The 12,715-nt window shown below is 71.8% G+C and carries 11 protein-coding genes; 5 read left to right on the top strand and 6 right to left on the bottom strand.

Translation table 11 applies throughout. The features are described from left to right. Window positions 1–60 precede the first annotated feature (60 nt). A complete protein-coding gene (locus OG858_RS13040; RefSeq protein WP_328544895.1) occupies window positions 61–705 on the top strand; it encodes a PhzF family phenazine biosynthesis protein in 645 nt (214 codons plus the stop codon). Window positions 706–793: 88 nt separating this feature from the next. Here the strand turns inward: OG858_RS13040 and OG858_RS13035 are convergent, their stop codons facing one another. Both OG858_RS13035 and map read right to left on the bottom strand, forming a co-directional pair. After that, entirely contained in the window at window positions 794–1,462 is a 669-nt protein-coding gene (locus OG858_RS13035) for a biliverdin-producing heme oxygenase (RefSeq protein WP_086754449.1), read from the bottom strand. A gap of 232 nt (window positions 1,463–1,694) precedes the next feature. Continuing rightward, complete coding sequence (map, locus tag OG858_RS13030) at window positions 1,695–2,552, bottom strand: type I methionyl aminopeptidase (RefSeq protein WP_086754451.1); 858 nt, start codon at window positions 2,550–2,552, stop codon at window positions 1,695–1,697. A 67-nt stretch (window positions 2,553–2,619) separates the two neighbouring features. Between map and OG858_RS13025 the strand changes: the two genes are divergently transcribed. Further along, complete coding sequence (locus OG858_RS13025; protein ID WP_037704624.1) at window positions 2,620–2,850, top strand: hypothetical protein; 231 nt, start codon at window positions 2,620–2,622, stop codon at window positions 2,848–2,850. A gap of 448 nt (window positions 2,851–3,298) precedes the next feature. On the opposite strand, the gene OG858_RS13020 is transcribed toward OG858_RS13025, so the two are convergent. Beyond that, window positions 3,299–4,618, bottom strand: a complete 1,320-nt coding sequence (locus OG858_RS13020) for an MFS transporter (RefSeq protein WP_408059475.1) — start codon at window positions 4,616–4,618, stop codon at window positions 3,299–3,301. Between the two features lie 438 nt (window positions 4,619–5,056). Between OG858_RS13020 and npdG the strand changes: the two genes are divergently transcribed. Both npdG and OG858_RS13010 read left to right on the top strand, forming a co-directional pair. Beyond that, complete coding sequence (gene npdG / locus OG858_RS13015) at window positions 5,057–5,785, top strand: NADPH-dependent F420 reductase (RefSeq protein ID WP_319064617.1); 729 nt, start codon at window positions 5,057–5,059, stop codon at window positions 5,783–5,785. Window positions 5,786–5,877: 92 nt separating this feature from the next. After that, the gene (locus OG858_RS13010; protein ID WP_086749862.1) at window positions 5,878–6,087 is read left to right on the top strand and encodes a hypothetical protein; all 210 of its coding nucleotides are present in this window, start codon (window positions 5,878–5,880) and stop codon (window positions 6,085–6,087) included. Window positions 6,088–6,121: 34 nt separating this feature from the next. On the opposite strand, the gene OG858_RS13005 is transcribed toward OG858_RS13010, so the two are convergent. Beyond that, window positions 6,122–6,922 carry a site-2 protease family protein gene (locus OG858_RS13005; protein ID WP_086749861.1) on the bottom strand — a complete coding sequence of 267 codons (801 nt, stop codon included), beginning with the start codon at window positions 6,920–6,922 and terminating at the stop codon, window positions 6,122–6,124. Between the two features lie 230 nt (window positions 6,923–7,152). Here OG858_RS13005 and OG858_RS13000 point away from each other — a divergent pair, with 230 nt between their 5' ends. Further along, entirely contained in the window at window positions 7,153–10,605 is a 3,453-nt protein-coding gene (locus tag OG858_RS13000) for an AfsR/SARP family transcriptional regulator (RefSeq protein ID WP_328544896.1), read from the top strand. A 35-nt stretch (window positions 10,606–10,640) separates the two neighbouring features. Here OG858_RS13000 and OG858_RS12995 read toward each other — a convergent pair whose 3' ends face one another. Both OG858_RS12995 and OG858_RS12990 read right to left on the bottom strand, forming a co-directional pair. After that, window positions 10,641–11,489 carry an ABC transporter permease gene (locus tag OG858_RS12995; RefSeq protein ID WP_086748274.1) on the bottom strand — a complete coding sequence of 283 codons (849 nt, stop codon included), beginning with the start codon at window positions 11,487–11,489 and terminating at the stop codon, window positions 10,641–10,643. Beyond that, window positions 11,486–12,511 (bottom strand): ATP-binding cassette domain-containing protein, encoded by a 1,026-nt coding sequence (locus OG858_RS12990; protein ID WP_256960396.1) that lies wholly within the window; start codon window positions 12,509–12,511, stop codon window positions 11,486–11,488. The genes OG858_RS12995 and OG858_RS12990 overlap by 4 nt, the downstream gene beginning before the upstream one ends. Between the last annotated feature and the right edge of the window lie 204 nt (window positions 12,512–12,715).

Raw genomic sequence — 12,715 nt, 5'->3', positions numbered from 1 at the left:
CTGCCCGGCGGTGTGGTGACCTGGTACGACCCGGGGCCCGGTTGATGCTTCAATGCGGGAGTGAGCGACTTCGACGTGCTGCGGGTGTTCTGCGGACCCCGCGGCGGATACGGCAACGAACTGGGCGTCGTCCGCGAGGGCTCCCTGATGCCCGACCGCGCCGAGCGTCAGGAGTTCGCCGCCAAACTCGGCTTCAGCGAGACCGTGTTCGTGGACGACCCCGAGCGCGGTGTCATCGACATCTACACCCCCTCGCTGCGCCTGCCCTTCGCCGGATACCCGTGCGTGGGCGCGGCCTGGCTGCTCGACGTGCCCGAACTGGTCACCCAGGCCGGTGTCGTCGGGGCCCGGCTGGACGGCGAGTTCAGCTGGATCGAGGCCCTGCCGGAGTGGGCCCCGCCCCGCACGTTCCGCCAGTACGCCACCGCCGCCGAGGTCGACGACCTGCGCGTCCCGCAGCCCGGCGACTGGATCTACGCCTGGGCCTGGGAGGACGAGGCCGCCGGCCGTGTCCGCGCCCGCGCCTTCCCCGGCCGCGACGACGGTATCGACGAGGACGAGGCCACCGGAGCGGCGGCCCTGCAGCTGACCGCCCAGCTGGGCCGAGCCCTGAACATCACCCAGGGCACGGGCTCCCAGCTCCTCACGGCCCCGCAGCCGCACGGGTGGGTGGAGGTCGGGGGGCGAGTGTTCCTGGAGAGGTAGGGCGCCCCATGCTTCCAAGGGGCGCGGGGAACTGCGCGGCCGGCCCCCACCCACCCGCAGCGAACGACCGACCCTACGAGCGGAGCACTCACGCAGTCAGCGGGAACTCTTCCCCCAAGGCGAGAAAGACCGCGGTGTTGAGCGCGAACGCCCGCTTGCACTCGCTCACGATCCGCTGCTTCTCCAGGTCATCGGCCCGCACCCGGTCCAGCAGCTCCCGGTACCCCCGCTTGAACGCGGCCGGGTTGGTGATCTCCTCGAAGACGTAGAACCGAACCCCGTCGCCCTTCTTGGCGAAGCCCCACGTCTTCTCGGCCCGGTCCCGGATGATCTGCCCGCCCGAGAGGTCACCGAGGTACCGCGTGTAGTGGTGGGCCACATAACCGCCGGCCCAGGTGCGCGCGCACTCGGCGACCCGCGCCGCGTACGCCTCGGTCGCCGGCAGCGCCGTGAGCGTCGAGCGCCAGCCGGGGCCGCGCAGATGCTCCAGGTCCCGCTCCAGCGCGGCCAGCCGCATCAGCTCGGGCTGGATGAACGGCCCGGCGACCGGGTCGCCGGCCAGTCCCGGCGCGGCGCTCTCCAGTGCCGCGTACACGAACCACAGCTGCTCGGTGTACCGCGTGTACGCCTCGACACCGAGCTTGCCGCCCAGCATGTCGCCCATGAACGTCGTGGACTCCGCCTCGGTGTGCTGCTCGTGCGAGGCGGTGCGGATGAGCGTGGAGAACGCCGTGTCCGATGCGACCGACGCGTTCATGAAGGCCTCCGGTGCCGAAGTGGGGAAGACGAGAAGCTGACGCCATTTTCTATGGTTAGGCTTACCTAAGTCAACAGGTTCCCGACTCCCTGTCGGTAAAACGGTACCCCGGATCCTCACCTGGCCCACATGGAATCCGTGCAACGATCCGCGCAACGATCCGCGCAACGAAAAGCCCGCCGTACGGCCGAGGCCGAAGGCGGGCTGTCGCTTGAGGACGTCTGGTGTGGATCTACGGCAGCGTGAGGATCTCCGCGCCCGTCTCCGTCACCACCAGCGTGTGCTCGAACTGGGCGGTGCGCTTGAGGTCCTTGGTGACGACCGTCCAGCCGTCGTCCCACATGTCGTAGTCGTACGACCCGAGCGTCAGCATCGGCTCGATCGTGAACGTCATCCCGGTCTGGATCACCGTGGTGGCGTGCGGGGAGTCGTAGTGCGGGACGATCAGCCCGGAGTGGAACGACGAGTTGATCCCGTGTCCCGTGAAGTCGCGCACGACCCCGTATCCGAACCGCTTCGCGTACGACTCGATGACCCGCCCGATGATGTTGATCTGCCGACCGGGCCTGACCGCCTTGATGGCACGGGCGAGGGACTCCCGGGTCCGCTCGACGAGCAGCGACGACTCCTCGTCGACATCCCCCACCAGGTAGGTGGCGTTGTTGTCGCCGTGGACGCCGCCGATGTACGCCGTCACGTCCAGGTTGACGATGTCGCCGTCGCGCAGCACGGTCGAGTCGGGGATGCCGTGGCAGATGACCTCGTTGACCGAGGTGCACAGCGACTTGGGGAAGCCACGGTAGCCGAGCGTCGACGGATAGGCCCCGTGGTCGCACATGTACTCGTGCGCCACCCGGTCCAGCTCGTCCGTGGTGACTCCGGGCGCGATGTGCTTCGCCGCCTCGGCCATCGCCCGAGCCGCGATCCGGCCGGCGACGCGCATCGCCTCGATGGTCTCGGGCGTCTGCACCTCCGGCCCGGTGTACGGAGTCGGGGCGGGCTTGCCCACGTACTCGGGTCGGCGGATGTTTCCCGGGACGGTGCGGGTGGGGGAGAGCTTCCCCGGTGCGAGCAGCGACTGGCCAGACATGCAGGCGAGTTTAACCAGCGGTGGTGGGGGACCATGTCGGTGACGACTGGTGAAGGGAACTCAGGTCATGCCCCTGTTCAAACGGCGTACGGTCGGCAAGCCCGGCGAATGGTTCTACTGCCTGGAGCACAAGAAGGTCGAAGAGGGCCCCGACTGCCCCGGCAAGGACCGCATGGGCCCCTACCCCTCCCGCCAGGACGCCACCCGAGCCATGGAAACAGCCCAGGAACGCAACGCGGAATGGGAATCCGACCCTCGCTGGCACGACGCCCCGGCCGACGGCCCGAACGCCGACTGACCCGACGCGACGCGGAAGCGGCAGGGCGCGAGGGGCGGCGTCGCCTCCGCCGCGATCAAGCTGGCGGTGGCCGCCCACCGCTCCGGAGCCGGAGGGGCCGGGCCCACCCTGCCCTGCGGCCGCCGACGGCCCCCACGGGAGACCCGCACGTGCCGCTCGGAGGTCGCGGGCGGGGCGGGCGGGGCGGGTGGGTGAGGGAAAGGGACCGACGGAGCTGCGGTCCGCAGTCGCCGGGGGTCGGCCCCCACGGGGCATTCGGTGTGCCCTTTGGCGGTCGCGGGCGGTCGCTGGCGGTGCGGGTGGCGAAGGGGCCGGCGGAGCTGCGGTGCGCAGCCGCCGGCGGTGATCGGCCCTCACGGGAGACCCGCACCTGTCGCTGCGGAGTCACGGGTCGTACGGGTGGGAGACGAGCACGGGCGGAGTCGCGGTCCGCGGGCGGCGGCTCGTGTCAGCCGGGAGTGACGGGCGGGCACGCCTCCCGCCGCTCCCGCAACCGCACCGCATGCTCGTTCGTCCGCACGTCGTAGGACATCAGCTGCGGCAGACACAGCGCCAGCAACCCCACCGCCCCCACGCACAGCACCCCACCGGCCCACACGGACGCCCGTACGGACGTCCACGCCGCCATGCCCCCGGCCCGTACCTGCCCCAGCTGGGGCCCGACGGAGTACGACAGCAACTCGATCCCCGCGAGCCGCCCCCGCAACTCGTCCGGAATGGTCTGATTCCACATCGCCGCCCGGAAGATCCCGCTCACCATGTCGAACGCACCCCCCAGCACCAGGAACGCCAGCACCAGCCACACATCCCGCACCAGCCCCGCCGCCATGACCGACAGCCCCCACAACGCCGCCGCCAGCACCACCATCCGCCCATGCCGGTGCACCCGGGACGCCCACCCACTCGTCAACGTCACCAGCAACGCCCCGGCAGGCAGCGCCGCGTACATCAGCCCGAGCGACCACCGGGCGTCCAGCTCGTCCGCGAGGAACGGCAGCAGGGCCAGCGGCATCGCCAGAAACATCGCGGCGAGATCGACGGCGTACGTACCGAGCAGTTCCTTACGGCTCCACGCGTACCGCGCCCCCTCCGCGATGGAGCGCAACGACGGCTTCGCGGCCTCGTGCGACGCGGGGGAGGGAGCCAGGCCCACGGCCAGCGCGACCGACGCCACGAAGGTCGCGAGATCCGCCGCGTACGCCCAGCCGAGCCCCGCGTAGGCCACGACGACACCCGCCAGAGCCGGTGCGGCCACCCCGCCCACCGTCCAGCGGAGCGAGTTGAGCGAGGCGGCGGCCGGCAGATGCTCGTGCGGGACGATCCGGGGCACGATCGAGTCCAGGGCCGGCCGCTGGACCGCGACCAGTGCGGACGACACGGCGGCCACCAGGTACAACGGCCACACCAGCGGTTCCGGCAGCAACGCGTTCACCAGCAACCCGGCGCACAGCAGCCCCTGCCCGACCTCGCTCCACAGGATCAGCGCCCGCTTGTCCAACGCGTCGGCGAGAGCCCCGCCGTACAGCCCGAACACGATCAGCGGCACGAGTTCGACCGCCCCGATCGCCCCGACCGCCACCACCGACCCCGTCAGCTCCTTCATCTGCACCGGCAGTGCCACGAACGTCAGAAAACTCCCGAAGTTCGTGATCAGCCCCGCCACCCACAGCCGCCGGAAATCCACGGACACCCGCCATGGCGCGAGATCGGGCAACAGTGCGCCCAGCCGCGAAGCCGAGGAAGCCGATGAGGAAGGGGACGAATCCAGGGAGGGCGGAGAGGGAGGAGAGGAAGGGGACGAAGCCGCGGAGGCTGAAGCGGAAGGGGAGGGAGCCGTGGAGGCCGGAGCGGCATCATCGGAAGCAGTCACGACGGCCCATGCTCAACCGCCCCCACCCCCGCAGCAACCGCTTTTCCCGGGCCTCGTCGGCCCCCGGCCCCACAACTGCGCGCCCCGCCCCGCCCCGTCGCGACGCCCCGCCCTGCCGAAGGCCGACGACTCGTGGGGTATCGCGTCCAGCTCCCGGTCCCCGGTGTCCAGCGCGAGCACCGTCGCCCCGCCGCGCGTCGTGCACCCGCTCCAGCAGGGGCGGCGCACGGCGCAGAGGGGCGCGACGCGCACCTCGCCGGAGCCCGAGCCGCCGTGTCCCCGTGACCGCCCCCACCTGACCGCTACCCGCGACCGGCGCGCACGTAAAGTCGGCCCATGACCTCTACTGACAGTTCACAGCAGCCCGCCGCGAAGGTCCCCGCGAAGGCCCCGGCCAAGGATCCCTGGGACCTGCCGGACGTGTCGGGGCTCGTCGTCGGCGTGCTCGGCGGCACCGGGCCGCAGGGCAAGGGCCTCGCGTACCGTCTCGCCAAGGCCGGCCAGAAGGTGATCATCGGGTCGCGGGCCGCCGACCGAGCGCAGGGCGTGGCCGAGGAGCTCGGGCACGGGGTCGAGGGCGCCGACAATGCCGAGACCGCCCGCCGCAGCGACATCGTGATCGTCGCGGTGCCGTGGGACGGACACGGCAAGACCCTCGAATCGCTGCGCGAGGAACTCGCCGGAAAGCTCGTCGTCGACTGCGTCAACCCGCTCGGCTTCGACAAGAAGGGCGCCTACGCGCTGAAGCCGGAGGAGGGCAGCGCCGCCGAGCAGGCCGCCGCCCTGCTGCCCGACTCACGCGTCACCGCCGCCTTCCACCACCTCTCCGCCGTCCTTCTCGAAGACCCGGAGATCGAGGAGATCGACACCGATGTGATGGTCCTCGGCGAGGAGCGGGCCGACGTCGAGATCGTGCAGGCGCTGGCGGGCCGCATCCCCGGCATGCGGGGCATCTTCGCCGGCCGGCTGCGCAACGCCCACCAGGTCGAGTCGCTGGTCGCCAACCTGATCTCCGTGAACCGCCGCTACAAGGCCCATGCGGGCATCCGTCTGACGGACGTGTAGCCGACGTCCGGCCGACGCACGTACGCCCTCGGGCATGGGGGACACTGGACGTCGTACCACTCCGTCCGACCGCCCTCCAGGAGCCGACCCCCATGCCCCCCTTGCTCCCACCCGACCCGGCCCGGCGACTCGCCCTCTACGCCCTCGTCGTCTGTCTCCTCGCCGTCACCGCGGCCGTGGTCTCCTTCAGCCGGGGCAGCTGGCTGGGTGTGGTGTGGGTGCTGATGGCCGGACTGTCGTCCAACATGACCTTGTACTACGCGCGCAAGGCCAGGCAGGAGCGCCGGTCCGCCACCGGCTGAGCCACGTCGTCAATGGACGGCCGGCCCGCGGCCGTCACATCCCGGTGAGGCAGATGTCGCTGTCCTCGCGCCAGAAGCGGTAGAGCCAGTAGCCGCAGTCGGACAGCTGGTCCTCGATCCCCAGGCCGCGCATGAACGCGTCGATCACGTCCCAGAACACCCCGTTGACCGCCGGGATCCACAGCACCGCGAAGACGAGCAGCAGGCCGAAGGGCGCGAGCGGCTCCACCTGGCGGCGGATCTTGTACGACAGCCAGGGCTCGATGACGCCGTAGCCGTCCAGGCCGGGCACCGGCAGGAAGTTCAGGATCGCGGCCGTGACCTGGAGCATCGCGAGGAAGGCGAGGGCGAACAGGAAGGCCTTCGGCACGCCGTCCGTGACGCCCAGCCAGAAGGGCGCGGTGCAGACGGCCGCGAACAGGACGTTCGTCAGCGGGCCCGCCGCCGAGATCAGACTGTGCTTCCAGCGGCCCTGGATACGACCGCGCTCGATGAACACCGCGCCACCGGGCAGACCGATTCCACCCATGATCACGAAGACGACCGGCAGCACGATGCTGAGCAGGGCGTGGGTGTACTTCAGCGGGTTGAGGGTGAGATAGCCCTTGGCGCCGATGGAGATGTCGCCACTGTGCAGGGCGGTGCGGGCGTGGGCGTATTCGTGCAGACACAGCGAGACGATCCACGCCGAGGTCACGAACAGGAAGACGGCCAGTCCGGGCTGTTCGGCGAACCCGGTCCAGGTGGCCCATCCCGTGACCGCCATGACGGCCACGATCCCCACGAAGACGGGGCTGATCCTCCGGTCGCTCCGGCGGGACGCGGCGGTGGTCATGGGGCTCCTCAGGCTCTCGGCGGACCGCGACACCTCGTCGACGGCCCTGCTGGTGTGTGCCGACGAAGTGCCGATCACTCGAATGGACTGCCCGACGGTACCGGGCGTATGCCGAAAACGTCTCGCGATGCCCTCCTGGTTCCTAGGAAGGTGGGTGCGAACGGTCGACGGTCGTACGGGAGCGTCCGACTCGATGTACCGGACACACGAACCCGACTCCGACGGAGACAATGGACCCCGTGCGCTACCGCATCCTCGGCACCACCCAGGCACTGCAGGCCGACGGCACCCCCGTCCCCGTCGGGGGCGCCCGGCTGCGCGCCCTGCTGACCGTGCTCGCGCTGCGGCCGGGGCGTACGGTGCCCGCGACCGCGCTCGTCGACGAGGTGTGGGCCGACGATCCGCCCGCCGACGCGCCGGCCGCGCTGCAGGCGCTGGTCGGCCGACTGCGCAGGGCGCTCGGCCCGGACGCGGTCGCGTCACTGCACGGCGGCTACCGTCTCGCGGCGGCGCCGGACGACATCGACCTGCACCGCTTCGAACGTCTCGCGGACGAGGGTGCCCGCGCGCTCGCCGACGGCGACCCGGCCAAGGCCGCCGACGTCCTCGACGGCGCGCTCGCCCTCTGGCAGGGCCCGCCTCTGGCCGACCTCCCCGACCGCGCCGCCGAGGCCGCCCGCTGGGAGACCCGCCGCCTCGACGCCCACCGCACCCGCCTCACCGCCGCCCTCACCCTGGGCCGCGCCGACTCCGCCCTCCCCGACCTGACCGCCCTCTGCGACACCCACCCCCTCGACGAAGCCCTCCAGTCCCTCCGCCTCCGCGCCCTGCGGGACACCGGGCGCGCCGCCGAGGCCCTGGCCGCCTACGAAGAGGTCCGCACCCTCCTGGCAGACCGCCTGGGCACGAGTCCGGGCCCGGCCCTGCGCAGCCTCCACGAAGACCTGCTGAACTCAGACGGGGCCGCGCCCCGCCAGGGGCGCGGGGAACTGCGCGACCAGCCCCCACCAACCCGCACGCAACCACTCACCCCATCCACCCCACGGGGTCGAAGGGGCAGCGCCCCTGGTGAGGGAGGGACGGGCAGGGGCGGCGGGGGCGAGAACTCCAGTCCGCACCCGTACCCGCACTCGCAGCCAAACCCGCACCCGCACCCCACCCGCCCCCCAGGCAACCTCCGCGCCCGCCTCACCTCCTTCGTAGGCCGCGACACGGACATCGACACCATCCGCGACGACCTCACCGCCACCCGCCTGGTGACCCTCCTGGGCCCCGGCGGCGCAGGCAAGACCCGCCTCTCCCAGGAGGCCGGCGAGGCGGTCGCCGAGGCCATGCCGGACGGCGTCTGGCTCGCCGAACTCGCCCCCGTCGACGACCCGGTGAACGTCCCCGAGGCCGTGCTCACGGCGCTCGGCGCCCGCGAGACCGTCCTGAGAGGTGCCGGCGCCGAGGAGATGCGCGTCGCGGCGGACCGCCAGGACGACCCGCTGACCCGCCTCGCCGAACACTGCGCCGGACGCCGCATGCTGCTCATCCTCGACAACTGCGAACATGTCGTGTACGCCGCCGCCCACCTCGTCGACCAACTGCTCCAGCGCTGCCCGACGCTGACCGTACTGGCCACCAGCCGCGAACCCCTCGGCGTACCGGGGGAGTTGGTGCGTCTGGTGGAACCGCTGACGGAGCCGCACGCGCTGCGCCTGCTCGCCGACCGGGGAGCGGCCGCCCGGCCCGGGTTCACCATCTCCGCCGACCCGGAGGCCGCCGCCGAGATCTGCCGCCGCCTCGACGGACTCCCCCTGGCCATCGAGCTGGCGGCGGCCCGGCTGCGCATGCTGACGCCCCGCCAGATAGCCGACCGCCTCGACGACCGCTTCCGGCTCCTCACCTCGGGCAGCCGTACCGTCCTGCCCCGGCAGCAGACCCTGCGCGCGGTCGTCGACTGGTCCTGGGAACTGCTCGACGAGGACGAACGGTACGTACTGCGGCGGCTGTCGGTGTTCGCCGGCGGCTGCGACCTGGCCGCCGCCGAGGCCGTCTGCGGCCCCGCCGCGCTGGAGGCGCTCGGCTCGCTCGTCGACAAGTCCCTCGTCGTGGCGGCCCCTTCGGCGGGCACAGGCACGGGGGGTGGCGAGATGCGCTACCGGCTCCTGGAGACCGTCGTCGAGTACGCCGGTGAACGGCTCGACCAGGCGGGCACCCGCCCCGCCGCCGCACGCGCGCACCTGACGTACTACCGCGAACTCGTCCGCGCCACCGACCCGTTGCTGCGCGGCTCCGGCCAGCGCGCCGCCATCGAACTGCTGGAGCTGGAGTACGAGAACATCCGCACCGCCCTCAGGTACGCCGTCGCTGAACGGGACGAGCAGGAGGCGCTCTGTCTGACGCTGTCGCTGTGCTGGTACTGGCAGATGCGCGATCTGAAGACCGAGGCCCGGCACTGGTCGGCGCAGGTCAAGGAACTCGGCCCGGACCCCTTCACCCCGCCCGCGCGCCCCGTCCCGGACCTGCGCGGGCGCGCCGTCGACAGCCCGCCGCCGATGAGTCCGGCAGTCCTCGACGAGGCCCGGCGCGGGGTGCACCTCGTCCATCTGGCCTGCATGGACTTGGAGTTGCCCGCCTGGCAGACCTTCGAGGCCCAGGAGAAGCTGCGGGTCATCAGCGAGACCTACCGGCCGGGCCAGCCGCAGACCTGCCGCTTCCCCGGCTTCATGTGGTTCTACGCCGTCCTGCTGACCGGCGACATGCCCCGGCTGCGGGCCATCCTCGACTCCAACATCCGCACCTGCCGCGAACTCGGCTTCACCTGGGAGCTGGCGCAGACCCTGCAGACGCGGGCCAACATCCTCGCCAACCGCAGCGACTGGGCGGGGGACGCCATCACGGACGCCGACGAGGCGCTGGAGATCTTCGACCGGCTCGGGGACGCCTGGGGTGCCGCCGAGGCGCTCTCGGCGCGCGGCGAGTCACTGGAACGCCGGGGCGAGTTCGTGCTCGCCGCCGCGGACTACGAGCGGGCCATCGTGTACGCCGAACGGCTCGGCGCCAACGCCCAGCTGGGGGTCCTCGGCGTCCGGCTCGGCGGTGCGTACATAGAGGGCGGTGACGCGGAGCGCGGCGAGAAGATGCTGTTCGACGTGTTGGCGGCCGGGCGCCGCGCCGCCGCCCGCGAGGCGGTGCCCATCGCCCGTCTCTTCCTCGCCGTCCGGCTCGGCCGCAGCGGGCGCCCGGCCGAGGCCCGGGAGCAGCTCACCCTGCTGCGTGAGGACTTCCACGCCGCCGAGTTCGTGCTCTTCGCCGGGTTCGTCCTCGGCGTCGAGGGCTGGCTGGAGGCGATCGACGGACGCCACGAGGATGCGCTGCGGATCATGCGCCGGGCGCTGGAGCGGAGCCTGGACCGGCTGTCCCTGACGGTCGCGCCCCATATGCCCGCCGTCCATCTCGTGACCGCCGCCATCTCCTGCGCGGGGGTCGACGGCGGCGCCCGCGCTCTCGACGCGGCCCGGCTGCTCGGAGCCGCCGACGCGCTGCTGCCGTCCGGCCACTTCTCCAGCCCGACGGAGGTCGAGGCGCGCGCCAAGGCCGAGGCCGTGACGCGTGCCGTGCTGGACGACGTGGCGTACGCGAGGGCGTACGCCGAGGGCGGCGCCCTCACCCTGGAGGAGGCCGCCGCCCTCGTATGACCTCTGCCGTGCCCCTTGCGCCACGGCCCCGGAGGTCAGCTCTTCGTCTTGAACCTGTGGATCGCGATCGGCGCCATCACCGCCGTCAGGCCCACCGACCAGCCGAGCGTGACCAGCAGGTCGTGGGTGACCGGTCCGCCGGTCATCAGCCCGCGCGCGGCGTCCGCGAGGGACGACAGCGGGTTGTAGTCGGTGAAGGCCTGCAGCCAGCCCGGCATGGACTGGGTCGGCGCGAAGATCGACGAGCCGAACTGCAGCGGGAACAGCACCAGGAAGCCCATCGCCTGCACGGACTGGGCGTTCTTCATCGTCACGCCCAGCACCAGGAAGATCCACATCAGGGACGACCCGAACACGACGGCCAGGCCCACCGCGCCGAACAGCCCCGGCCAGCTGGTGATGTCGAAGCCGATGAGGACACCTACGGTCAGCAGGATGGTCGTGGCGACCAGCATGCGCAGCAGCTCGACGGAGATCTTCGCGAGCAGTACCGAGGACCGGCCGATGGGCAGGGACCGGAAGCGGTCCATGACGCCCTTCTGGAAGTCCTCGTTGAAGCCCGTGCCGACACCCATGGCGATGTTCATGCCCATCATCGCCATCAGGCCCGGCACCACGTACTGCACGTACTGCTCCTGGCCGCCGCCCAGCGCCTGCCCGATGGAGCCGCCGAAGACGAACACGAAGAGCAGGGTGAACACGATCGGCATGAGGACCGCGTCGAACATCGACTCGGGGTCCTGGCGGATCCACAGCAGATTGCGCCGGACGAGCGCGCCGGTGTGCCGGGCATGGGCCCGCAGCCCGATCCGGCCGTCGGCCTGACCGGTCCCGACGGTCTTGACGGTCTCACCGGTCGCGGGAACGGTGGTGGCGGCGCTCATACGGCGACCTCTTCGTAGGCGGGGGACGGGGCCGTGTCCTGTCCCTCACCGGCCTTGTGGCCGGTGAGGGACAGGAACACCTCGTCCAGGCTGGGCAGTTCGGTGCTGATCGAGGCGATGGTGACCCCGCGTGCGGTGATCGCGCCGACGACGGCGGTGAGTTGCTCGTCGCTGAGGATCGGCACGAGGAGGGTGCCGGTCTCCGGGTCCACGGTGGTCGTGGCGAGCCCGGTGATGCCCAGGCCGTCCAGCTCCCGGGCCAGTGGCCGCAGATGCACCGGATCGGCCGGCCGGAGCCGGAGCGTACGCCCGCCGACCTGTGCCTTCAGCTCCTCGATACGGCCGCCCGCGATCACCTTCCCCTTGTCGATCACGGTCAGCTCGGAGGCCAGCTGCTCGGCCTCCTCCATGTACTGCGTGGTCAGCAGCACGGTCACGCCGTCGCCGACCATGCGCTTCACCTCGGTCCACACCTCGTTCCGCGTCCGCGGGTCGAGGCCGGTCGTCGGCTCGTCCAGGTACAGCACGGCCGGGCTCCCGATCATGGACGCGGCCAGGTCCAGCCGCCGCCGCATACCGCCGGAGTACGTCGCCGCCGGGCGCCCGGCGGCGTCGGTCAGCGAGAACCGCTCCAGCAGACCGGTGGCGCGGCTCTTCGCCTCCTTCCGGGGCAGGTCGAGCAGCCGGCCGATCATGTACAGGTTCTCGAAGCCGGACAGCTTCTCGTCCACCGAGGCGTACTGGCCGGTCAGGCCGATCACCCGGCGGAGCTGGCGCGGCTGGCGTACGACGTCGTAGCCGGCCACCGTCGCGTGCCCCGCGTCGGGTGTGATCAGGGTGGACAGGCAGCGCACGAGCGTGGTCTTGCCCGCCCCGTTCGGGCCGAGCACGCCCATCACCGTGCCCTCACGCACATCCAGGTCGACACCGTCCAGCGCCCTGGTCTCCCCGTAGTGCTTGACCAGCCCCCGCACGGCGACAGCGCCTTTCGCGCCGCTGGCGTTCTTGTCGATTCGTGTCATGAGGACGACGCTCCCAGACCCCACCGACAAACCACCGACAGCCCACCTACACGCCCGACGGGCCGCCGACACGTCTGATGGCTCGGGGGTGCGGGTGCGTCGGCGGGTGCGGGTGCGGGTGAGCGGGGGCTGGGCGCGCAGTTCCCCGCGCCCCTGAGAAGCAGGGGCTGCGCCCCGTGCCTTCGGCCCGCGGGGCCGTCGCCC

Source organism: Streptomyces europaeiscabiei, from assembly GCF_036346855.1.
GTDB classification, from domain to species: Bacteria; Actinomycetota; Actinomycetes; order Streptomycetales; family Streptomycetaceae; genus Streptomyces; species Streptomyces europaeiscabiei.
This window is presented reverse-complemented; position numbering and strand designations above follow the sequence as displayed.